General features: G+C 67.0%; 24 protein-coding genes. 9 read left to right on the forward strand and 15 right to left on the reverse strand.

From position 1 onward, the window contains the following. Positions 1-98: 98 nt before the first annotated feature. Positions 99-1283 (forward strand): aminotransferase, encoded by a 1185-nt coding sequence (locus tag ACWIEX_RS12490; protein ID WP_454033309.1) that lies wholly within the window; start codon positions 99-101, stop codon positions 1281-1283. Positions 1284-1413: 130 nt separating this feature from the next. Here the strand turns inward: ACWIEX_RS12490 and ACWIEX_RS12495 are convergent, their stop codons facing one another. Together ACWIEX_RS12495 and ACWIEX_RS12500 are read right to left on the reverse strand one after the other, a co-directional pair. Further along, positions 1414-1806 (reverse strand): hypothetical protein, encoded by a 393-nt coding sequence (locus ACWIEX_RS12495; protein WP_454033310.1) that lies wholly within the window; start codon positions 1804-1806, stop codon positions 1414-1416. Positions 1807-1902: 96 nt separating this feature from the next. Further along, positions 1903-3432 (reverse strand): UxaA family hydrolase, encoded by a 1530-nt coding sequence (locus tag ACWIEX_RS12500; protein WP_454033311.1) that lies wholly within the window; start codon positions 3430-3432, stop codon positions 1903-1905. A gap of 294 nt (positions 3433-3726) precedes the next feature. On the opposite strand from ACWIEX_RS12500, the gene ACWIEX_RS12505 reads away from it, so the two are divergent. Continuing rightward, positions 3727-4425, forward strand: coding sequence for a L,D-transpeptidase (locus ACWIEX_RS12505; protein ID WP_454033312.1), 699 nt, complete (start codon positions 3727-3729; stop codon positions 4423-4425). Between the two features lie 91 nt (positions 4426-4516). Continuing rightward, a complete protein-coding gene (locus ACWIEX_RS12510; RefSeq protein WP_454033313.1) occupies positions 4517-4978 on the forward strand; it encodes a GNAT family N-acetyltransferase in 462 nt (153 codons plus the stop codon). A 104-nt stretch (positions 4979-5082) separates the two neighbouring features. On the opposite strand, the gene ACWIEX_RS12515 is transcribed toward ACWIEX_RS12510, so the two are convergent. Then, positions 5083-5430 carry a phasin family protein gene (locus ACWIEX_RS12515; protein WP_061967455.1) on the reverse strand — a complete coding sequence of 116 codons (348 nt, stop codon included), beginning with the start codon at positions 5428-5430 and terminating at the stop codon, positions 5083-5085. Positions 5431-5812: 382 nt separating this feature from the next. Here ACWIEX_RS12515 and ACWIEX_RS12520 point away from each other — a divergent pair, with 382 nt between their 5' ends. Beyond that, on the forward strand, positions 5813-7369 hold the full coding sequence (locus ACWIEX_RS12520) for an SPOR domain-containing protein (RefSeq protein ID WP_454033314.1): 1557 nt from the start codon (positions 5813-5815) through the stop codon (positions 7367-7369). A 58-nt stretch (positions 7370-7427) separates the two neighbouring features. On the opposite strand, the gene ACWIEX_RS12525 is transcribed toward ACWIEX_RS12520, so the two are convergent. Continuing rightward, positions 7428-8147 carry a DnaJ domain-containing protein gene (locus tag ACWIEX_RS12525; protein ID WP_454033315.1) on the reverse strand — a complete coding sequence of 240 codons (720 nt, stop codon included), beginning with the start codon at positions 8145-8147 and terminating at the stop codon, positions 7428-7430. After that, on the reverse strand, positions 8144-8884 hold the full coding sequence (locus ACWIEX_RS12530; RefSeq protein ID WP_454033316.1) for a VWA domain-containing protein: 741 nt from the start codon (positions 8882-8884) through the stop codon (positions 8144-8146). The genes ACWIEX_RS12525 and ACWIEX_RS12530 overlap by 4 nt, the downstream gene beginning before the upstream one ends. Before the next feature lie 92 nt (positions 8885-8976). On the opposite strand from ACWIEX_RS12530, the gene panC reads away from it, so the two are divergent. Continuing rightward, complete coding sequence (gene panC, locus ACWIEX_RS12535) at positions 8977-9825, forward strand: pantoate--beta-alanine ligase (protein ID WP_454033317.1); 849 nt, start codon at positions 8977-8979, stop codon at positions 9823-9825. Between the two features lie 32 nt (positions 9826-9857). On the opposite strand, the gene ACWIEX_RS12540 is transcribed toward panC, so the two are convergent. From ACWIEX_RS12540 to ACWIEX_RS12555, 4 genes are all read right to left on the reverse strand, one after another. Continuing rightward, positions 9858-10151, reverse strand: coding sequence for a type II toxin-antitoxin system RelE/ParE family toxin (locus ACWIEX_RS12540; protein WP_454033318.1), 294 nt, complete (start codon positions 10149-10151; stop codon positions 9858-9860). Beyond that, positions 10144-10386 carry a type II toxin-antitoxin system ParD family antitoxin gene (locus ACWIEX_RS12545; protein ID WP_454033319.1) on the reverse strand — a complete coding sequence of 81 codons (243 nt, stop codon included), beginning with the start codon at positions 10384-10386 and terminating at the stop codon, positions 10144-10146. The genes ACWIEX_RS12540 and ACWIEX_RS12545 overlap by 8 nt, the downstream gene beginning before the upstream one ends. A 56-nt stretch (positions 10387-10442) precedes the next feature. Beyond that, positions 10443-10880, reverse strand: coding sequence for a DUF1489 family protein (locus ACWIEX_RS12550; RefSeq protein ID WP_454033320.1), 438 nt, complete (start codon positions 10878-10880; stop codon positions 10443-10445). Between the two features lie 66 nt (positions 10881-10946). Continuing rightward, the gene (locus tag ACWIEX_RS12555; protein ID WP_454033321.1) at positions 10947-11303 is read right to left on the reverse strand and encodes a VOC family protein; all 357 of its coding nucleotides are present in this window, start codon (positions 11301-11303) and stop codon (positions 10947-10949) included. A gap of 33 nt (positions 11304-11336) precedes the next feature. Here ACWIEX_RS12555 and ACWIEX_RS12560 point away from each other — a divergent pair, with 33 nt between their 5' ends. Together ACWIEX_RS12560 and ACWIEX_RS12565 are read left to right on the forward strand one after the other, a co-directional pair. Then, on the forward strand, positions 11337-12104 hold the full coding sequence (locus ACWIEX_RS12560; protein WP_454033322.1) for an SDR family oxidoreductase: 768 nt from the start codon (positions 11337-11339) through the stop codon (positions 12102-12104). After that, complete coding sequence (locus ACWIEX_RS12565; protein WP_454033323.1) at positions 12101-12946, forward strand: aminoglycoside phosphotransferase family protein; 846 nt, start codon at positions 12101-12103, stop codon at positions 12944-12946. The genes ACWIEX_RS12560 and ACWIEX_RS12565 overlap by 4 nt, the downstream gene beginning before the upstream one ends. A gap of 154 nt (positions 12947-13100) precedes the next feature. Here the strand turns inward: ACWIEX_RS12565 and ACWIEX_RS12570 are convergent, their stop codons facing one another. The 3 genes from ACWIEX_RS12570 to ACWIEX_RS12580 form a co-directional block, all read right to left on the reverse strand. Then, a complete protein-coding gene (locus ACWIEX_RS12570; protein WP_454033324.1) occupies positions 13101-15086 on the reverse strand; it encodes an acetyl/propionyl/methylcrotonyl-CoA carboxylase subunit alpha in 1986 nt (661 codons plus the stop codon). Positions 15087-15117: 31 nt separating this feature from the next. Next, complete coding sequence (locus ACWIEX_RS12575) at positions 15118-15831, reverse strand: cation efflux transmembrane domain-containing protein (RefSeq protein ID WP_454033325.1); 714 nt, start codon at positions 15829-15831, stop codon at positions 15118-15120. A 194-nt stretch (positions 15832-16025) separates the two neighbouring features. Further along, on the reverse strand, positions 16026-16787 hold the full coding sequence (locus ACWIEX_RS12580; RefSeq protein WP_454033326.1) for an SDR family oxidoreductase: 762 nt from the start codon (positions 16785-16787) through the stop codon (positions 16026-16028). Between the two features lie 232 nt (positions 16788-17019). Between ACWIEX_RS12580 and ACWIEX_RS12585 the strand changes: the two genes are divergently transcribed. Next, entirely contained in the window at positions 17020-17493 is a 474-nt protein-coding gene (locus ACWIEX_RS12585; RefSeq protein WP_454033327.1) for a hypothetical protein, read from the forward strand. Between the two features lie 247 nt (positions 17494-17740). Beyond that, the gene (locus tag ACWIEX_RS12590; protein ID WP_454033328.1) at positions 17741-18277 is read left to right on the forward strand and encodes a hypothetical protein; all 537 of its coding nucleotides are present in this window, start codon (positions 17741-17743) and stop codon (positions 18275-18277) included. Between the two features lie 52 nt (positions 18278-18329). Here the strand turns inward: ACWIEX_RS12590 and ACWIEX_RS12595 are convergent, their stop codons facing one another. The 3 genes from ACWIEX_RS12595 to lipB all read right to left on the reverse strand — a co-directional run bounded on the left by ACWIEX_RS12595 (position 18330) and on the right by lipB (position 21171). Then, positions 18330-19937 (reverse strand): carboxyl transferase domain-containing protein, encoded by a 1608-nt coding sequence (locus ACWIEX_RS12595; RefSeq protein ID WP_454033329.1) that lies wholly within the window; start codon positions 19935-19937, stop codon positions 18330-18332. A gap of 263 nt (positions 19938-20200) precedes the next feature. Beyond that, on the reverse strand, positions 20201-20407 hold the full coding sequence (locus ACWIEX_RS12600; protein ID WP_454033330.1) for a hypothetical protein: 207 nt from the start codon (positions 20405-20407) through the stop codon (positions 20201-20203). Between the two features lie 59 nt (positions 20408-20466). Continuing rightward, positions 20467-21171: a lipoyl(octanoyl) transferase LipB gene (gene lipB / locus ACWIEX_RS12605; protein ID WP_454033331.1), complete on the reverse strand. Its 705-nt coding sequence runs from the start codon at positions 21169-21171 to the stop codon at positions 20467-20469. Between the last annotated feature and the right edge of the window lie 76 nt (positions 21172-21247).

The raw sequence follows: 21247 nt of genomic DNA on the forward strand, positions 1-21247 counted from the left end.
CCACTCGCTGGATTGGAAGTGCCCCAGATATGGCGCGGGTTTGCTGCGCTTCCAAGGCGATTGACGGAAAGGTCAGCACGCCGCAAATCAGATGCACCATGCCGACGACCGCCAGCGCCCAGCTCAATCCCGATCTCATCGACACCGGCACGCCGCCGATCCCGGAGGCTCAAGGCTGGGCGCGCGCCTATGGCGGCGCCCGCGGCCCGCTGATCGACCTCTCGCAGGCGGTGCCCGGCGCCCCGCCCCCAGTGGCCCTGATCGAGAAGCTTGCCGCTGCGGCGGCCGAGCCCGGCAGCACGCGCTATGGCGGCATTACCGGCGATACGGGCTTGCGCGAGGCCTATGCCGCCGAAATCTCCCGCATCTACGGCACCGCCTTCAAGCCGGCCGAGGTCGCAATCACCTCGGGCTGCAACCAGGCCTATGTCGTGACGATGATGGCGCTGGCACGCGCCGGCGACAACGTGCTGCTGCCGACGCCCTGGTACTTCAATCACGAGATGACGCTGACCATGCTCGGCGTCGAGGCCCGCCCGCTACCCTGCGCGCCGGGAGCCGGCTTCGTGCCGGATGCCGCGACCGCCGAGGCGTTGATCGACGAGCGCACCCGCGCGATCGTGCTGGTCACGCCCAACAACCCGACCGGCGCGGTCTATCCGCCGGAGACCATCGCCGGTTTCGCCGCGCTCTGCGCAAGACGCGGCATCTGGCTGGTGCTGGACGAAACCTATCGCGATTTCCTGCCCGCCGACATTGCGAGACCGCATGAAGTCTTCGCCACAACGAGCTGGCAGGATTCGGTGATCGGCCTCTACAGCTTCTCGAAGGCCTATGCGATTCCGGGCTGGCGCCTTGGCGCGATCACGGCCGGCGAGCCGGCGCTTGCCCAGATCGGCAAGGTGCTGGACTGCGTCCAGATCAGCCCGGTCCGGGCCGGGCAAGCGGCGGTGACCTGGGGCATCGACGGCATCCGCGACTGGCGCGAGCGCAACCGCGCCGAGATCAACGCCCGCGCCGATCTCTTCCGCAAGGCGATGGCGCCGCTCAATGGCTGGCGCGTGCTCTCGGCCGGCGCCTATTTCGCCTATGTCGCCCACCCGTTCGAGGGCGTGCCGGCGGCCGAGGTGGCGCGACGGCTGGTCGAGGATTGCGGCGTGCTCGCCCTGCCCGGCCCCTATTTCGGCCCCGGTCAGGAGAACCACCTGCGCATCGCCATCGCCAATGTCGCGGCGGACCGGATCGAGGGGCTGCGCGAGCGGCTGACGGGGTTTTCGATCTGACTGGCGGCTGGGCGAACCGTCATGCTCGCCCTTGTGGCGAGCATCCACGTCTTGAACACCGCCCGCGCTGAAGGAAGACGTGGATGGTCGGGACAAGCCCGACCATGACGCAAGGCCGCGTCGCTGACTGTCAGCGGAACAGCGCCGCGTAGCGATCGCGATAGGCCCAGACCAGCATCGAGCCCAGCACCACGAGGATGACCGCAACCGGCAGGCCCTGCGGGTTGATCGTGGCGTGGAACAGCACGATCACCGCCATGACCGGGGCGATCAGCGCGAGGCCGAAGGCCGGCACGACATTCGCGATCAGGCTCAGCGCGCCCGTGAGGTTGATCGCCTTGATGAAGGGCCAGAGAAAGCCGGAATCCTGCAAGGCGGTCTCGAACACGACGCCGCGCGGGCTGGTCGGCGGATGGATCAGGTTCACGCCCGTGGCGAGCCACCAGAAACCGTCGACGGCGCTGATGAGGAAGATCACCCCGAGCAGGACGCGCGGGATGGTGACGAGAAGGAAAGTCTTCATGGAGATCCGAGCCGACAAAAGAAATGGCCCCGGCAGCGCCGGAGCCATCCTTGGTCGCCTCGACCGCGCGCCGGGTTCAACCAGCGCGCTGAAAAACTACATCGTCGCGCCGATCTGCCAGGGCACGAACTCGGCATCGCCATAACCCATCTCTTCCGACTTGGAGTGCTCGCCCGAAGCGACGCGCAGCAGGTAGTCGAAGATCTCGCGCCCCTTCTCCTCCAGCGTCACGCCGTCGAGCACATCGCCGCAATTGATGTCCATGTCGTCGGTCTGCTTCAGATACATCGGCGTGTTGGTGGCGAGCTTGACCGAGGGCGTCGGCTTGCAGCCATAGGCCGAGCCGCGCCCCGTGGTGAAGGCGAGGATATTGGCGCCGCCCGCCACCTGGCCCGTCGCCGAGACCGGGTCGTAGCCGGGCGTGTCCATGTAGACGAAGCCCTTCGCCTTCACCGGCTCGGCATAGTGATAGACCGCCGAAAGCGTCTTGGTGCCGCCCTTGGCGGCCGCGCCCAGCGACTTCTCCAGGATGGTGGTAAGCCCGCCTGCCTTGTTCCCCGGCGAGGGATTGTTGTTCATGCTCATCCGGGCGCGCTCGGTATAGTCCTCCCACCACTTGATGATGCCGACGAGCTTCTCGCCGACCTCGCGCGTCGCGGCGCGGCGCGTCAGCAGATGCTCGGCGCCGTAGATCTCGGGCGTCTCGGAGAGGATCGCGGTGCCGCCATGCTCGACGAGGATGTCGACGGCAGCGCCCAGCGCCGGGTTGGCGGTGATGCCGGAATAGCCGTCCGAACCACCGCATTGCAGGGCCAGCATCAGCTCGGAAGCCGGCACCGTCTCGCGGACCGCGCGGTTGGCGATCGGCAGCATCACCTTGAGCGCATCGATGCCGGCGGCGACCGCCTTCTTCGTCCCGCCGGTCTCCTGGATCGTGAGCGTGCGGAAGACGTCGCTTTCGGTAACGCCATAGGCCTCCTTCATCCGGCTGATCTGGAAGCCCTCACAGCCGAGGCCAACGACGAGCACCGCCGCCATGTTCGGATTGCAGGCATAGCCCCAGGTGGTGCGCTTCAGCACCTCGAAGCTCTCGCCGTTGTAGTCGATGCCGCAGCCGGTGCCGTGGGTCAGCGCGATCACGCCGTCGACATTGGGATAATCGGCGAGCAGGCCGGAGCGCTTGACCTCCTCGGCCATGAAGCGCGCGGCCGAGGCCGAGCAGTTCACCGAGGTCAGGATGCCCACATAGTTGCGCGTGCCGGCCTTGCCGTTGGCGCGGCGAAAGCCTTCGAAGGTCGCCTGCTGCTCGACCGGCAGCACGAATTCGGGCTTGGCTTCCGCAGCGCAGGCATAGTCGCGATCGAAGGCATGGAATCCGGTATTATGCTCATGCACCCAATCGCCCGGCACGATGTCACTGGTCGCGAAGCCGATGATCTGGCCGAATTTGCGGATCGGCTGATCCTTGGCGATCGGCACGATCGCCATCTTGTGCCCGCGCGGAATGCGCTTGAGCGCCTCGACCCCGGCCGCGGTCACGCCGAGATCGACGGGATCAACCGCGACGACGACGTTGTCGGCAGCGTTGAGCTTGAGCGTGCGGGGCGGCGCGGATTTGTCGAGCATGGCGGAAACCGGAACCTCTTGGCGCCGCGACGGCGGCGCACGCCCTAGAGATGCGCCCAACCGCCGGTGTTTTCAATCGGTTCAAATCAGGAAACGGCCATGCGCGATCTCGAACGAACGGAAAAATCAACGGCCTGGCGCAGCGCCGCATTGGGGTCGCAAGCCCCGCGCAGCGAAGGCTCGCGCTTGCCAGCCGTCTCGCCTGACGGCAATCTCGGGTTGGTTAAGACATTGGACAGGTGTATGCGGGAGCATCGCCTCGTGCGGCAGTCAGGACATGGGAAGTCCAGGATCATGATCATCGATGGTAGGAATGCCGGCGCCAGCGAAATGGCTTTGCTCGGGCGCCGATCAGGGCTTGTCGACCGCCGCTCGTTTCTGGTCGGCTCCGCCGTCAGCCTCGGCGCGCTCGGACTGGCCGGCTGCGCCGGCGACGGCATGAGCCTCGCCGAAGCGCAGCAGATGTACGGGCCCGTACCGGACAAGAAATTCGCGATTCCCGCGGCGGACGTCACCAAGGTCGACCGGAAATACTGGCGCCGCACCGTCCGCTACGAGAGCAAGGAAGAGCCGGGCACCATCATCGTCGATCCCGCCAATTACTATGTCTATCGCATCGAGGGCGACGGCAACGCCACCCGCTACGGCGCCAATGTCGGCCGCGACGGCTTCCGCTGGAGCGGCGACGCCTATGTCGGGCGCAAATCCGAATGGGCGACCTGGACGCCCCCGCCGGAAATGATCAAGCGCCAGCCCGAGGCCGCCAAATACGCCCGCGGCATGCCGGGCGGCCTCGACAATCCGCTCGGCGCCCGCACGCTGCATCTCTATCAGAACGGCAAATACACGCTCTACACGATCTATGCCTCGAGCGACGAGGAGTCGATCGGCTCCGGCATCACCAGCGGCTGCGTCGGCCTGCTGAGCCAGGACATGATCGATCTCTACGATCAGACGCCGGTGAAGACGAAGGTCGTCGTCCTGCGGGCGTGAACCTGAAGCGTCGGGCACGCGCTGTCTCATTGAAACCCCGGCCCTCGGCCGGGGTTTTTCATCAGCGGCGGGATCGTCTATCCCTGTCGGCATGACCGAACTCGTCATTCGCCCAGCGACGCAGGCCGACCTGCCCGCGCTTCTGAATCTCTACCTCCACCTCGTTCCGGACGACACGCGCTGCCCGGACGGCAAGGCGGCGGAGATTCTGGACAAGCTCCGGCATTTCGAAGGCAGCGCCGTCCTGATCGGCCTCCTCGGCACTGATCTGGTCGCAAGCTGCACCGTGATCGTCATCCCGAACCTGACCCGGGGCGGAACGCCCTATGCGCTGATCGAGAATGTCGTCACCGACGCGGGCCATCGCAACCGCGGGCTGGGAAAGGCGATCCTGAAGGCTGCTCTCGATCGTGCCTGGGCCGCCGGCTGCTACAAGGCGATGCTGATGACGGGCTCGAAGAAGCCGGCCACGCTGGCCTTCTACGAGGCCGCCGGCTTCGAGCAATCCAAGACGGGCTTTCAGGCCAGGCGGCTTCCCGTGCGCGCCGAATAGGAAGCAATACCGCCAACGAAAAACCCCGGCCTTGCGGGCCGGGGCTCTCAAAAACGCAACTGAACTCACGTAAGCTCTGGCAGCCTTCCGGCCGCCGGCTGAAATCACGCCTTCGAAGCGGCCGGGACGGCCTTCGAGACGATGCCTTCGAACGGCTTGTAGGCGTCCTTGGCGAGAGCGGTGTAGAGCTCGCCCATCTTGGTGAGCTGGGCAACGGCGCCCTCGAACGAGGTCTTGACGAAATCGGCCTGGATCTCGAGGGCCTTGTCGAAGGTCTTCACGCCAGCGAGCTTCTCGAGCGTGGCGGTGCCGGCCTCGAAGGACTTCTTGGCATAGTCGGTGGTCTCGACGGCGATCGTCTGCACGCCCTTCGACGTGGCGCCGAAAGCCTTCAGGGCGGCGTCGACGTTGTCCTTGGAAGCCTTCTGGATGGTCTCGAACTGCTGGATCATGGGTCGTCTCCTCGGCACTCTGCGGTGCCACCTCAGGTGATGGGCCGATCGGCCCGATATGTCGCCCCAAGGTCGTGTGACCGTGATCACCACCGGGGACTGACCGCATATTGTGCATTGCAGCATGAATGTCAAGAGAACGCTGCAATGCACCAAACGCAGATCGTTCCGTTAGCAACCGTTCAAGTTTTAACGGCTCCGTAACCGCATCCGCCTAACCTCTCCAACTGTGTCCCCTGCGCCACGATGAGCCAGGCGCGGGATCGGCCCATGGTTGCGAGTTCGAGGCGGGTTCATGTTGTCTGGTTGCGTTGGGTTGCGGCGGTCGCATCTGCGAACCGTTGCGGGTCTGGTCGGTGTCGCCGCCATTGCGGCCACGATCGTGTCCTCTCCTGCGGAGGCGCGCAAGCGCCGTCACGCGGGCGGCGGCTATACCCCTCCTTATGCCGCGATGGTGGTCGATGCGAAGACCGGCCGCACGCTGCATGCGGTCAACGAGGATGCCGCCCGCATTCCGGCCTCGCTGACCAAGGTCATGACGCTCTACATGCTGTTCGAGCAGATGGAGCGCGGCCGCTTCAGCATGGATTCCGAGCTCAAGGTCTCGTCCTATGCGGCCTCGCAGCCGCCGACCAAGCTCGGCCTGCGCGCCGGCTCGACCATCGCGGTCGAGGACGCGATCAAGAGCATGATCACGCTCTCCGCCAACGATTCCTCGGTCGTCGTGGCCGAGAACATCGCCGGTTCCGAAGAGGCTTTCGCCGACCAGATGACGCGCAAGGCCCGCTCGCTCGGCATGGGCTCGACCCGCTTCTACAACCCGCACGGCCTGCCGCATTCCCCGCCGAACATCACGACGGCGCGCGACCTCACGATCCTCGCCCGCGCCATCCAGGAGCGCTTCCCGAAATACTACCCGCTCTTCTCGATGCGGGCGTTCCAGTATGGCAGCCGCACCATCCGCGGCCATAACCGCCTGCTCGGCAAGGTCGAGGGCGTCGACGGCATCAAGACCGGCTACACCCGCGCCTCCGGCTTCAACCTGATGACTTCGGCCAGGTCGGAAGGCCGGCACGTCGTCTCGATCGTGCTCGGCGGCCGGTCCGGCGCCTCGCGCGACAAGATCATGACCGATCTCGTGCTTGCCAGCCTGCCCCGCGCCTCGACCAGCGGCCGCGCCTCGGTGATGGTCGCCGAGGCTCCGGCGCCGGAAGAGCGGCCGCGCTCGCTTCCCGTCCAGCAGGCCGCCGCCGAGCCGGCGCCGATCCCGGTGCCGCGCCCGCGCCAGCAGGCTGAAGAGCCGCAGGCCCTCCCGGCCGCCGCCCGCGCCTATGCCCCGATGCCGACCACCACGCCGATCGCGCCGCCGCGCCCGATCGCGGTCGCCGGTGGCAGGCCGCTGCAGATTTCCGGCATGCGCCCCGTCGCTGCCACGACGACGCCGTCCGCCATGCGCTGGTCGATCGGCGCTCAGCCAGCCGACGCGAAGGTCCTGCGCCCGCCGGCGAATGTCGACGTCACGTCCTCGATCGCCAAGGCGCCCGAGCCCGTCGCCGAGCCGGTGAAGGTCGCCGAGGCCAAGATCGACGTTCCGGCAGCCCCGGTCGCCCGCAAGATCGAAGCGGCGCCCGCCAAGGTCCAGGCGCCCGAGCCGGCCCCGGTCATGACGCACCAGGCCGCGATCGTCGCTTCCGGCAAATGGGTGATCCAGCTCGGCGCCACCGATGACGAGGGCAAGGCCAAGGAAATCCTGGCCCGTGCCAAGGCAAAGGCCTCGGCCTCGCTCGCCAGCGCCTCGCCCTTCACCGAGAAGGTCGAGAAGGGCGGCTCCACCCTGTTCCGGGCACGTTTCGCCGGCTTCGACGACTCGAAGGATGCGCAGAACGCCTGCAACAAGCTGAAGCGCGGCGGCTTCTCCTGCTTCGCCACGCGCAGCTGAACGAAGACCGGGGAAAGGAGTTCACGAGATGTCGCAGACCCACTCCCAGAGCCCGTCCCTATCGCTGCTTCATAAGGACGTCCTTGGCCTGGTTGACGCGAGCGGCAAGGCCGCTGGTGCCACCGGCATCCGGGTGGATGCGCTTCATCAGAGCCCGGTGGGCTTCGCGGACCGCCTCCTCGCCCGCCCCCGGCTGAAGCCCCAGGATATCGTAGGCCTCCTGCTGCGACATCGCGCCCGCGCCCGGCGCGCCACGCTGCCCCGCGTCTCCGTCACGCTGAGCGTCTTCACGCCAGCCGGGCGACCGGCGGTCGAGATATGCCTCTAGCAGCCGCGCGCCGTCCGGATCGCGGGTGAGGCAGTCGCGCATCAGCGCGGCGAGATCGTCCGCGCCCAGGCTGTCGAGCCCCCGCCCGGCATAGGGGCCGTCCGTGACGCGGCCGCTCATCCCGCCGCTGTCATGGTCGAGCTCCATCTCCAGTAGCGCCGACTTGACCTTCGAGGTTGCACCCGCCGTGGGCCCGGCTCGATCGGCCCAAGGAAAGCGGATGCCGCCCGGCCCGGTCGCGCTCCAGCCGAGCAGCCAGGCGCCGACGCCGCCGAGAAAGATCGCCATGTCCATCCGGCCGCGCACCATCAGGAGCCCGGCCACGCCGAGCGCGACGACACCACCGCCGGTCTTCGCCAGGCGCGCCAGCACCTTGGGGTTCGATCCCGCAAAAAGCTTCGCCAGCCACCAGACCAGGATCAGCACGGCAACGCCGTAGAGCAGGCTCACCGCCTTCCTCCGTCGATTGCGGCGATCAGCCCCTTCACCGCCGGCGCAGACCCGGCGAGCCGAGCCATCGCCTCGCGTCCGCCGGCAGCATAGGCCGCCGCACCGCGCAGCAGATCGAGCAGCGAGCCCGGCGCATTCACGTCGAAGCGGGCATGGGCGCCGCCGGTCAGGCGCGCGATCGTCGCGAAGGCAGCGCTCGCTGCCGGATCATGCCCCTCCTGGAAGACGAAGCCGCGGATGCCGCGCAGGCCGAGCTCGCCGGCAAGCGCGGCCAGCGCATCGACATCCTCCTCCATCGCATCGCCGACATAGACGAAGGCCCGCACCGGCACGGCCTTGGCCTCGTCGCGGACATGGCGCAGCACGCGGGCGATCTGGGTCTGCCCGCCCTCACAGGCGATACCGCGCATCAGCCCGGTCAGGCGCGCGGGCTCGCCGACCCAGCCGGAAGCGCGGCATTCGCCGATGCCCCTGAAATAGACGAGCTGCACCGCGAGCCCGCCACTTTGCGAGGTGACCTCGAACATGCGCGCCTGCAGCGAGCAGGCGAGGTCCCATGTCGGCTGGCGGCTCATCGTGGCGTCGAGTGCGAAGACCAGTCGCCCCGCCTGCCCCGCCGCCAAGGGCGCGAGCTGCTTCGCCGCGCCGAGAAAGCGGTCGATATCTCCCGGCTGCGAATGCGTCGCCGGCGCGCTCGCTCCCGCCTTGCCGACAGCCCGGTCCTTCCTCTCGCTCATCGACCCCTTCGATCCACCTGAATCATCCTTCGTCCTGATATTGGCCATGGCGGCGGCATTTGCTACCCGTGCCTCGAACGGAGGGCGCGGCAGTGGCTGGGATTACGGTTTTCGAGACGGTCGCCGCGATGCGCGAAGCCGTTGCCGGCTGGCACTCAGCCGGCGAGAAGGTCGCGCTGGTGCCAACCATGGGCGCGCTGCATGAAGGCCATATCGCGCTGGTCAGCGAAGGCCAGCGCCATGCGAAGCGGGTGATCGTCACGATCTTCGTCAACCCGACGCAGTTCGCGCCCCACGAGGATTTCAAGAAGTACCCGCGCACCTTCGACGACGATTGCGCCAAGCTCGTCGCGGCCGGCGCCGACGCGGTGTTCTTCCCTTCGGTTGAGGAGATGTATCCGGCCGGCTTCGCCACCCGCGTGCTGCTGCTCGGCCCGGCCGCTGTCGGGCTGGAGGACCGTTTCCGCCCGACGCATTTCGAGGGCGTCGCGACGATCTGCTGCAAGCTCTTCACGCAATCGCGCGCCGACTATGCGATCTTCGGCGAGAAGGACTACCAGCAACTCAAGGTCGTGACCCGCATGGCCGCTGATCTCGACCTCGGCATCGGCATCGTCCCCCTGGCGACGATCCGCGAGGCCGACGGCCTCGCGATGTCCTCGCGCAACCGCTATCTCTCGGCCGAGCACCGCGCGCTGGCACCGCTGCTCCATCGCGTGATGCAGGATCTGGCCATCCGCATCCGCAACCGCGACGACCTGTTCAAGGCGGTCGCCGATGCGCAGAACGCGATCATCACCGCCGGCTTCGAGCTCGACTATCTGGAAGCGCGCCATGCCGAAACGCTGGCACCCGTCGCCTCGCTGGCCGACGGCCCGATCCGCCTGATCCTGGCGGCGCGTATCGGCAGCACGCGACTGCTCGACAATATTCCGGTATGAAGACCGCCACGGAGCCCAGGTCACGAGCGACCTTACAGATGACGCTCAACGTCCATGCGCTGATGCAGGATACGGATCACGTCGACACCTATTGCCGATAACCGATAGAAAATCAGATGCGAGCCGACGGCATACTTGAAATAGCCGCCGCGGACATCGACCGCCCGCCCCTCCTTCCGGCCACGGCTCAACCCGTCGAAGGCGGCAACCAGGCCGGCGTGATAGCTCTCGGCCTGTTCCGTCGACCAGCGCCGCGCCGTCCAGGACCAGATGCGTTCGAGATCAGCTACCGCCAGCGGAGAGAGGCGATAGCTGGCTTCAGCCATGCCCGGAGCGCATCCGCTTCACAAAGGCATCGTTGTCGAACAGCTCCGGCTCACCGGATTCCTCGCCGGCGGCGAGCGCATCCTGCAGCGCTTTGACGCGCGCTTCATGCGCTTCCAGCAAACGCAGGCCCGCGCGGACGACTTCGCTGGCCGAACCATACCGGCCGCTTTGCACCTGTTCGCCGATGAAATCGCTGAAATGATCGCCCAACGCGACCGAGGTATTTTTCGTCATACGCCCCTCCGTCGATGCCAATAAATACCAAATCTTGGTACCTTCAGCAATGAGCGCTACAACAATCCCAACCCCGCCAGCTCCCGCCGCAACTCCTCCGGCATCTCGCCGACATCGCCGCCATGCTCGGAGAGATCGCGCGGCGCGTCTTTCGCCTGCAGATAGCGCCAGCCCTGGAAGGGCCGGAACGGCCGCGGCTCGACCGGCACCACGACCGGCTCCATCACGAGATGGCAGCGGCCGATGCCTTCGCCATCGGTGAAGGGGCGGATATCGGTGAGGCGCTGGCGCGCCGAGATCTGGCCCTTGATCACCCAGTAGAGCGAGCCGCCATCGAGTATCTCCTCGATCTTCTTCGGCACCATGCGCGTCGTGTGCAACTGCTCCGCCGGCTCGCCGCGGGCGCGGCGCTGCGCCTGGCGCTCGGCGATCCAGTCCTCGAGATCGCTGATCGATTCGGCGCCGACGCAGAGCTTGAGCAGATGAAGGGGCATGGCCGCAAAATAGGCCTGCGCCGGCCGCCAAGCCAGTCTCCGCGGCGCTTCTCCACAGCCCGGCCGTCAGTTCCGATGCGCCAGCACGTTGACGAGCCGGCCGAACGGATCGCGCAGGAAGAAGCGCCTAACGCCCCAGGGCTCGTCGACCGGACCATACGTGATCACATGACCAGCGGCACGCGCCCGGTCGAGCACCGCGTCGAGATCGTCGACCTCGATCGAGAGATCGGGCACCGGAGCGCCCGAGCCTCCCTCGCTGGCGAAGCTCAGTTGCGGCACGCCCGATACGGCTTCAGCCGCATAGGTCTGAATCCAGCCATGATCCATGGCGAGGGTGAGGCCGAAGAGATCACCATAGAACGCTTGCGCCAGCTTCGGCTCCGCGGTTGCGATATTCGCGACGATTCGCTTCACGATCATTCCGACCTCCCGAACCAGACACGGACGCTTCCCATGCGCGGACTAGCAGGCAAGGCCATCCTCGTCACCGGCTCCTCGACCGGCATCGGTTTCGCGATGGCCGAACGCCTCGTCGCCGAGAGCGCCAGGGTGCTGATCCATGGCCGCGACGCGGCGGAAGTCGATGCAGCCGTGGCGAAGCTCGGCCCCGCGACGGCGGGCGCGACCGGCGATCTCGCCGAGCCCGCGACCGCGCAAGCCATCGTCGATGCGACGATCGCCGCCTTCGGCCGCATCGACGGGCTCGTCAACAATGCCGGAATCTATCCGCGCGGCATTCTCACCGAGACCACAGCCGCCTTCTTCGACCATATCTTCGCGATCAACACCCGCGCGCCACTGCTCTGCGCGGAGGCCGCGATCCGCGCTTTCCGCGCCCAGAAATCGCCCGGCGCCATCGTCACCGTCGGCTCGATCAACGCCTATTGCGGGCTCTCGAACCTCACGGTCTATTCGATGTCGAAGGGCGCGTTGATGACGATGACGCGCAACCTCGCCAACACGCTCGGCCCCGAGCGCATCCGCGCCAACCAGCTCAATGTCGGCTGGACCTGGACCGCCAACGAGGACGCCACCCAGCAGCGCGAGGGCCGCAAACCCGGCTGGCAGAACCATCTGCCGCTGCGCGACGCCCCGACCGGCCGCATCATGCAGCCCGAGGAGATCGCCGCCCACACCGCCTTCTGGCTCTCCGAAGACAGCGCCCCGGTCTCCGGCCAAATCTACGAGGCCGAGCAGTTCCCGGTGATCGGCCGCGGATGAGCCGGATTTCCGGAGAAGTCTTCGAGCCCTGGCTCGCCCGCTGGGGCCTCGTCGCAGACGGCAAGCCGATCAGGACCCATGCCAGCCACCTGCTGCCCGTCCTGCGGGGCAGCGCACCCGCCATGCTGAAGCTGCCAGAGGTCGAAGACGAGCGGCGCGGCTATCTGCCGCTGGAATACTGGAACGGCGACGGCGCCGCCCGCCTGCTCGCCCGCAGCGAACACGGCGAGGCGATGCTGATCGAGCGCGCCACCGGCAAGCGCTCGGTAGCAGCCATGGCACGCAGCGGCACTGAAGGCGATGACGAAGCCACCATCATCCTCTGCGACGCCATCGCTGCCCTGCAGAAACCGCGTGGCCCGGCTCCTGCCGGGCTGATCCCGCTCGACATCTGGTTCAGGGACCTGTTTCCGGCGGCGGCTAAGCACGGCGGCCTGCTCGCCCGCGCTGCGGCGGAGGCGAGCATGCTCCTGCCTTCACAGCAGGAGGCCCTGCCGCTCCATGCCGACCTGCATCACGACAATGTCCTCGACTTCGAGGGTCGCGGCTGGCTCGCCATCGATCCGAAATCGGTGATCGGCGATCGCGCCTTCGAATACACGATCCTGTTCTGCGATCCCGATCTCGCCGACCCCGAGCCGCCGGTCGCCGTCGCGCCCGGCGCCTTCGACCGCCGGCTGGAGATCGTGCTGGCGAAATCGGGGCTGGAGCGGGAACGACTGCTACGCTGGATCATCGCCTGGTGCGGGTTGTCGGCAAGCTGGTTCCTGCAAGACGAAGACCCGCTGACGGAGATCAATCTGACGATCCTGGAAAAGGCGACTGCGGCGCTGGACGCGTAGCGCGCCGTCATGCTCGCCCTTGTGGCGAGCATCCGCGTCTTGAACACGGCATTCGACCACTGAAGACGTGGATGGTCGGGACAAGCCCGACCATGACGAAAGTGGACTGAATCAATCCCTCAGCAGTCGCTCGCAAGCGATTCCGCTAACTCGCCTATTCCCCCAGCACGACCACCTTCGCACCCTCGGCCACCTGCGCGCCGGGCTCGCCCGCGACCTCGCTGACCGTGCCGTCGCGCGGGGCGGTCAGCACGTGCTCCATCTTCATCGCCTCGACGATGGCGAGGCGCTGGCCCTTAGTCACGGCCTCCCCCGGCGCCACGAAGAGCGCGACGAGCTTGCCATGCATCGGCGCCTTGATGACGCCGCCCGAGCCCGCTGCCGCATCGAGATCGACGCTGAACGGATCGAACAGCGAGACCGCCGTCTGCCGGCCGCGATGCAGCGCGAACCATGTCCCGCCCTCGCCTTCGGCCAGCGCGATCTCATGCTCGCCCTCGCCGATCTCGTGGCCGGGCAGGCTGACGCGGGCATCCTCGCCATGCCACTCGATCCGCGCTTCGATGCGCTCGCCATCGACCGTGAGCGGCAGACCGAGCGGCTGGCGCGGCATCAGCGAGAAGGCGTCCGGGTCGAGCCAGGGCGAGCGGGATTCGCCCCCGGCCCGGCCGGCTGCCGCGATCATGCCGGCCGCCTGCCGCTCCTCCTCAAGCTGCAGGGCCGCCGCCGCGACCGCCGCCGCATCGAGCGGCTGCGGCTCGGCGCCGAGCGCGCTGATATTGCGGTCGATGAAGCCGGTATCGAACGGCCCCTTCCGGAAGCCCTCCGCCTCGGTCAGCTTCTTCAGGAAGGCGAGATTGGTGCGCGGGCCGGCGACCACCGTCTCGCCCAGAGCTGAACCCAGCCGGTCGAGCGCCTCGTCGCGCGTGGCACCATGGGCGATCACCTTCGCGATCATCGGGTCGTAGAACGGCGTCACGGTATCGCCGGCCTCGACGCCGGTATCGATGCGGATGCCCTCGCCCTCGGGAAATTGCAGCGCCCAGAGCTTGCCGGTCGAAGGCAGGAAGCCCTTCTCCGGGTCCTCGGCATAAAGCCGCGCCTCGACTGCATGGCCCGTGGCCGAGACATCGGCCTGCGTGAAGCCGAGCGGCTCGCCGGCCGCGACCTTCAATTGCAGTTCGACGAGATCGAGCCCGGTGATCGCCTCCGTGACGGGATGCTCGACCTGGAGGCGGGTATTCATCTCCATGAACCAGAATCCGTCGGCCTTCAGCCCGTCGCGCCCGTCCGCGATGAACTCGACCGTGCCGGCCCCGACATAGCCGACGGCCTTGGCGGCCTCGGTCGCGGCCTTGCCCATCGCGGCGCGGACCTCGGCGCTCATACCCGGCGCCGGCGCCTCCTCGATCACCTTCTGATGGCGCCGCTGCAACGAGCAGTCGCGCTCGTAGAGATGGACGACATCGCCGTGGCTGTCGCCGAACACCTGGATTTCGACATGGCGCGGCGAGAGCACGTATTTCTCGACCAGCACCCGCGCGTCACCGAAGGCGTTTTGCCCCTCGCGCTGGGCGCTGGTGAGCGCATCGTCGAAATCCTCGGGCCGGTCGACCTTCTTCATGCCCTTGCCACCGCCGCCCGCGACCGCCTTGATCAGCACGGGATAACCGATGCGGCGCGCTTCCGAGCGGAGGAAATCGGCGCCCTGCTCGGCGCCGTGATAGCCCGGCACCACCGGGACATCAGCCTTCTCGACCAGCGCCTTGGCGGCATCCTTCAGGCCCATGGCCCGGATGGCCGAAGCCGGCGGACCGACGAAGACGATGCCCGCCGCAGTGCAGGCATCGGCGAATTCGGCATTCTCGGAGAGGAAGCCGTAGCCCGGATGGATGCAGGCCGCGCCGGCCTCCTTCGCGACAGCAAGGATCTTGTCGGCGTCGAGATAGCTCTCGCGGGCGGGGGCCGGGCCGATATGATAGGCCTCGTCCGCCATCTCGACGAACATCGCCTCGGCATCGGCGTCCGAATAGACGGCGATGGTGCGCAGGCCGAGCCGCCGGGCGGTGCGGATCACCCGGCAGGCGATCTCGCCGCGATTGGCGATCAGGATGGAGGGCAGCTTGGCGGCGATCGTCATGGCGGCGGCATCCTCAGGAGACGTGCCGCCTTTATAGCCCGCCCACGGCGTCTGTCTGCGCCTTGTTGCGCAAACCGGATTGGGACGCTTCCGGTGTCGCGCTCCGCCTGAGCGAGCGCCAGATCGCCCAGGTCGCCTGGAAGCAGATGCCGGCGACGACGACATCGAACAGATATTCCGGCCAGCGCACCGGCGCGACACGGGCAGCGAGGCCGACGAGCGCGAATCCGGTCGTCGAGATCATGTCGTTGCGGCTCGACAGCCAGGTCGCCTTGATCACCGGATTCTGCTCGCGCCGGAAGCGCCAGAGCGCGGCGACGACGAGGAAGGCGATGACGATGGCGCTCGCCGCAGCGAAGCCTAGCGTCCAGACCTCGATCGGCCGCGGCCGGACGACCTTGTCCCAGAGATCGTAGAGTGTGTGCAATCCGGCGACCGCCATGACCGCGCCGATCGCCACCGCCGCGAGCCGCTCGATCCGCGCATCGCGGCCGAAGACGATCGCGGCGATGCCATAGAGCGCGACGTCATAGACCCAGTCGACGCCGTCCTTGAAGAGCTGGGCATTGCCGATGGCAAGCGCCCAGACGACCGTCGCCACCGCCTGGATCAGGATGCCGAGCGCGATGCCCCAGATGGTCAGCGTATAGGCGCGGGCGACGGCAGGGCTCGATGCCGAGCCTTCTCCGTCCCCATCATGGCCGGGTTTGTCCCGACCATCTACGTCTTGCGCCGCTGCGGCCACCCTCACTCCTTGTCATCCCGGACAAGCCGCGTCAGCGGCGCCGATCCGGGATCCATGCCGGAGCAGAAATCCGCAAGGCTCAGGAATGGATCCCGGGTCTACGCGGAGTTTATCCTTGGGTCGATCAAAGATCGAACCCGGGGGCTGCGCCCGGGATGACTGGCAAGGGGGAAGGCTAACGAAAGGCGGGCTCCTCACCCCCGCCCGACGAGCGGCGCCTTGGTCGCCATCACCGTGACGAACAGCACGTTCGCCTCAGGCGGCAGGCCGGCCATGTGCAAAACGGTCGTCGCGACATGGTCGACATCCATCACCGGCTCGACCTTCACCGAGCCATCGGCCTGCGGCACGCCGGTCGTCATCTTCTTCGCCATCTCGGTCAGCGCGTTGCCGATATCGACCTGGCCGACGGCGATGTCATATTTGCGCCCGTCGAGCGCTGCGGTCTTGGTCAGGCCCGAGATCGCATGCTTCGTCGCGGTATAGGCAACCGAGTTCGGCCGCGGCGCATGCGCCGAGATCGAGCCGTTATTGATGATGCGCCCGCCACGCGGCTCCTGATCCTTCATCGCCTTGAAGGCGGCCTGGGTGCAGAGGAACGGCCCGGTCAGGTTGGTGTCGACCACCTTCTGCCAGTCCTCCAGCGAGAGGTCCTCCAGCAACACGCCGCCCGGCGCATTGACGCCGGCATTGTTGAAGAGCACGTCCACCCGCCCGAAGGCTTTCGTCGTCCTGGCGAACAGGTTCTCGACCGAGGCCTTGTCGGTGACATCGGTCGGCACCGCGAGAGCACGGCCCTTGTCGACGCCGGAGAGCTGGATCGTCTCCTCGAGCGCATCCGCGCGGCGGCCGGCCAGCACGGTACGGTAGCCGTCCTTCAGGAAGGCGATGGCGACCGAGCGCCCCACGCCCGAGCCGGCGCCGGTGATGATCGCGACCTTGTTATGCCCAGACATGCGTTTCCCCGTGTTTCCCTAGGCCTAAATCGTTTGAGATGGCATCCGACCATAACGGGCGAAACCGCCGAGGGGAACCATCGGCCGGCCGTCATTTCATGCTCTTGCCGCCCGCCGGCCCTGCCTTATCGTGGCCGCCGGGAGGACGACGCGAAGACCAGCCTGAAGGCCGCCATTGGCTTGCGGCGGGCATCGTCGCCCTGTCATCGACCCGTCACCGGAGATCGCCGCCTTGCTTCGCTTCCTGCTGATCGCCTTCACTCTGCTGACGATGGCCCCGGCCGTGCGCGCACAGGAGCCCGCTGTCGCGCTCGTCGGCATCGGCTCCGCGCCGATCCGGCTCACGGCGCAATCCCTCGCCGCCCTCCCTCTCGCCGAACGCGAGGTGACTCTCGAGACGTCGAAGGGGTCGGCGACGCGGCGCTACAAGGGCGTGCTGCTCTGGGACGTGCTGCAGGCCAACAAGGCGCTCGACGGCCTCAAGCCGGCAGAGCAGTTGAAGAAGACCTTCCTTGTCAGCGCCAGGGACGGCTACCAGATCGCCTTCTCGGTCGGCGAGATCCATCCCGATTTCGGCAACCTGCCTCTGATTCTCGTCTCGGCGGTGGACGGCAAGGCGCTCGACGGCGGCTGGCGCCTCGTCGCGCCCGGCGACAAGCGCGGGGCGCGAGCCGTCTACGAGGTCGTGAAGATCGAATTGCGCTGAGCGTGGTGCGCGGCGGGTTACGTTTCAAACCACGCGCCTGTCGGAGCGACGGCGTCTGCAATGTCTCTGTCATGAGGATCTGCTATCGGGATGCAGCCCCGCTTCAGATCATAATGAACAAGATGTTAGCAGCGTATGGAGGCGGTTAACGCCAATATGCACTTGGCGCATAGACGGCTTGGAATGAAAAAGGACAGATGTTATCCCCGCTGCCGAATATGCGTATGCCTAGGGATTGGTGCATTCCATGAAAAGCGCCGCCGCTGTCGTTGCAAGCGTATTGGTTCTCGAGCTTTTTGCTCTGAGACCCGCCTATGCCGGCTTTCTTGACTTTCTGCTTGGCCCGCCCCCTCGCACCGAAACGCCCTATGTTTCGACGCCGCTGGAGATGACCATCCGCGCCAAGCGGCGGCCCTCCAAAGCGCCGAAGCAGGCGCAGGTCGAGCGACCGCCCGTCCTGGTCACGCCGATGGACCCGGTGAAGGACCCCAACTGGTTCTTGAGCGACCCGACCCTCCGCAAGGGGGATGTCGTGGTGCTGCCGGGCAAGATCGTGGTCTTCAATGGCAACCGGGGCGAGCGACGCCGGTCCGACTTCGAGGACCTTCTGAGAACGCGCCTCGTCTCGCTGAAGGAGCGCAGCCGTATCCGGGCGTTCACCGACTATTTCAACGGTGCGGTCAGGGCATTCAAGGCCGGAGCGGCGACGGCCTTGCAGGTCGAGCCCCCGGCCCGACAGACCGCGCCCGGCGAAGTTCGCATCGTTTCGACGGTGAAAAACTAGGGCGGCCGCCAGGACAAGGCGCGGGCTACATCTGCCGTGTCCAAGCGCCGTTTTACATCCGGAACACGCCGAACTTGGTCTCGGGCACCTCGGCGTTCAGCGTCGCGGAGAAGGCCAGCGCCAGCACGCGCCGCGTCTCGGAGGGCAGGATGATGCCGTCGTCCCAGAGCCGCGCCGTGGCGAAATAGGGCGAGCCTTCCTCTTCATAGCGATTGCGGATCGGCGCCTTGAAGGCCTCCTCCTCGGCCGCCGGCCAGCTCTTGCCCTCGGCCTCGATATTGTCGCGCCGCACGGTTGCGAGCACGCTCGCCGCCTGCTCGCCGCCCATCACCGAAATCCGCGAATTCGGCCAGGTGAACAGGAAACGCGGCGAGTAGGCCCGGCCGCACATGCCGTAATTGCCGGCGCCGAAGGAACCGCCGACCAGCACCGTGATCTTCGGCACCCGCGCCGAGGCCACCGCCGTGACGAGCTTGGCGCCGTCCTTGGCGATGCCGCGCGTCTCGACATCGCGGCCGACCATGAAGCCGGTGATGTTCTGCAGGAACAGCAGCGGAATCCGCCGCTGGCAGCAGAGCTCGATGAAATGCCCGCCCTTGACCGCGCTTTCGGAGAACAGGATGCCGTTATTGGCGATGATGCCGACCGGGATGCCGTGAATGCGGGCAAAGCCTGTCACCAATGTCGTGCCGTAGAGCTTCTTGAACTCGTCGAACTCCGAGCCGTCGACCAGCCGCGCGATCACCTCGCGGATGTCGTACTGCTTCTTGAGATCGGTCGGCACGACGGCTTCGAGTTCGGCCGGATCGTAGAGCGGCTCGACCGGCTCGGCGATGTCGATGTCCGGTCGCTTCACGCTGTTGAGATTGCCGGCGATCCGCCGGGCGATGGCGAGCGCATGGGTATCGTCGCCGGCATAGTGATCCGCCACGCCCGAAAGGCGCGCATGGACATCGGCGCCGCCGAGATCCTCGGCCGAGACGACCTCGCCGGTCGCCGCCTTCACCAGCGGCGGGCCGCCCAAAAAGATCGTGCCCTGCTTCCGGACGATCACGGTCTCGTCCGACATCGCCGGCACATAGGCACCGCCGGCCGTGCAGGAGCCCATCACCACCGCGACCTGCGGAATGCCCTCGGCCGAGAGCGTCGCCTGATTGTAGAAGATGCGGCCGAAATGCTCGCGATCGGGGAAAACCTCGGTCTGATGCGGCAGGTTCGCGCCGCCGGAATCAACGAGATAGATGCAGGGCAAGCGGTTCTCGCGCGCGATCTCCTGGGCGCGCAGATGCTTCTTCACCGTCATCGGATAATAGGTGCCGCCTTTGATCGTCGCATCGTTGCAGACGATCATGCATTCGCGGCCAGCGACGCGGCCAATGCCGGCGATCATGCCGGCGGCATGGACATCGCCTTCATACATACCGAAGGCGGCGAGCGAGCCGATCTCGAGGAAGGCCGAGCCCGGATCGGTCAGGCGCAGCACGCGCTCGCGGGGCAAAAGCTTGCCGCGCGCCGTGTGGCGCTCACGGGACCTGGCATTGCCGCCGAGCGCGGCGGTGGCGCGATGCTGCTGGAGCTCGTCGCGCAATCCGCTCCAGGCTTCGGCATTGGCGCGCGTCTCGGCCGAATTCAGATCGACCTTGCTCTCGATGACAGGCACGGGCGCGCTCCTCGGTAACAATCTCTGCCGAGGTTATGGCGCGCCGCGCCGAAAACGCCAACCGGCGCGGACGCACGGACGCGGCCGTGCAAATCCGCGCCGGTCGAAGTGACTTGGAGAGCCCTCATCCTGAGGAGCCGTTCCTGGGGAACGGCGTCTCGAAGGATGTTCCAGGAATCTCCGGAACCATCTGGAGCATCCTTCGAGACGCAAGCTCCGCTTGCTCCTCAGGATGAGGGCTCCTGCTCAAACGGGCGCCCGGCTCACTCGCTCATCTTGTTGATCGATCCGGTCACCGACGGCGCCGCAACCGCGCCGATCGCTCCGCCGGCAATGGCTCCGATCGGCCCGCCGACGAGCGCACCGGCGCCTGCGCCGGCCGCAGCACCGGCGATGCGCTGGTCGGTGGTGTTGCAGCCTGCAAGCAGCAGGGTGAGGCTACCCGCCAGGAAAACGCTTCGCATTGTCATCCCCATCTTCGCCCCCGCCCGGGTCGAAGATGGCGGCGCCATGGCTAACGGTTGGTAAATCAGGCCTGAACGGTGGGGCCGAACACGCGCTCGAACGCCTCGCGCAGCACCGAATCGACCTCCGGCATCGTCACCGGCAGACCGAGATCGACCAGCGAGGTCACCCCGTACTGGCTGACGCCGCAGGGCACGATACCGTCGAAATGCGACAGGTCCGGCTCGACATTCAGCGAGATGCCATGGAACGAGACCCAGCGCCGCACGCGGATGCCGATGGCCGCGATCTTGTCCTCGGCGTCGACGCCCTTGGTGGGCCGCCGCACCCAGACGCCGACGCGGTCCTCGCGCCGCTCGCCGCGGATGTTGAAGTCATCGAGCGCGCCGATCAGCCAGCTCTCCAGCGCGGCGACGAAACGGCGCAGGTCGGGCTGGCGCCGCTTCAGGTCGAGCATGACATAGGCCACGCGCTGGCCGGGACCGTGATAGGTGAACTGCCCGCCCCGCCCCGAACGGAACACGGGGAAGCGCTCCGGCGCGATCAGATCCTCGTCGCGGGCCGAGGTGCCGGCCGTATAGAGCGGCGGATGCTCGACCAGCCAGACGCGCTCGCGCGCCAGGCCGTCCGCGATCAGCCCGGCGCGAGCCTCCATTTCGGCGACGGCGTCGTCATAGCCGACGAGCCCCTCGGCTATGACCCATTCGACCGGCTCGGACACCCCTTCCGGCAGGAAGGAAACGGCCAGCTCCTCACGCATCTTCACCATGGCTTAACCATGTTCCGTCCAAAGTTTCCGGGCCGGCGACATCATCCGGCGCGACCCTCGAACCGCCTCTTGCGCC

Source organism: Allobosea sp. NPDC055353, assembly GCF_053644975.1.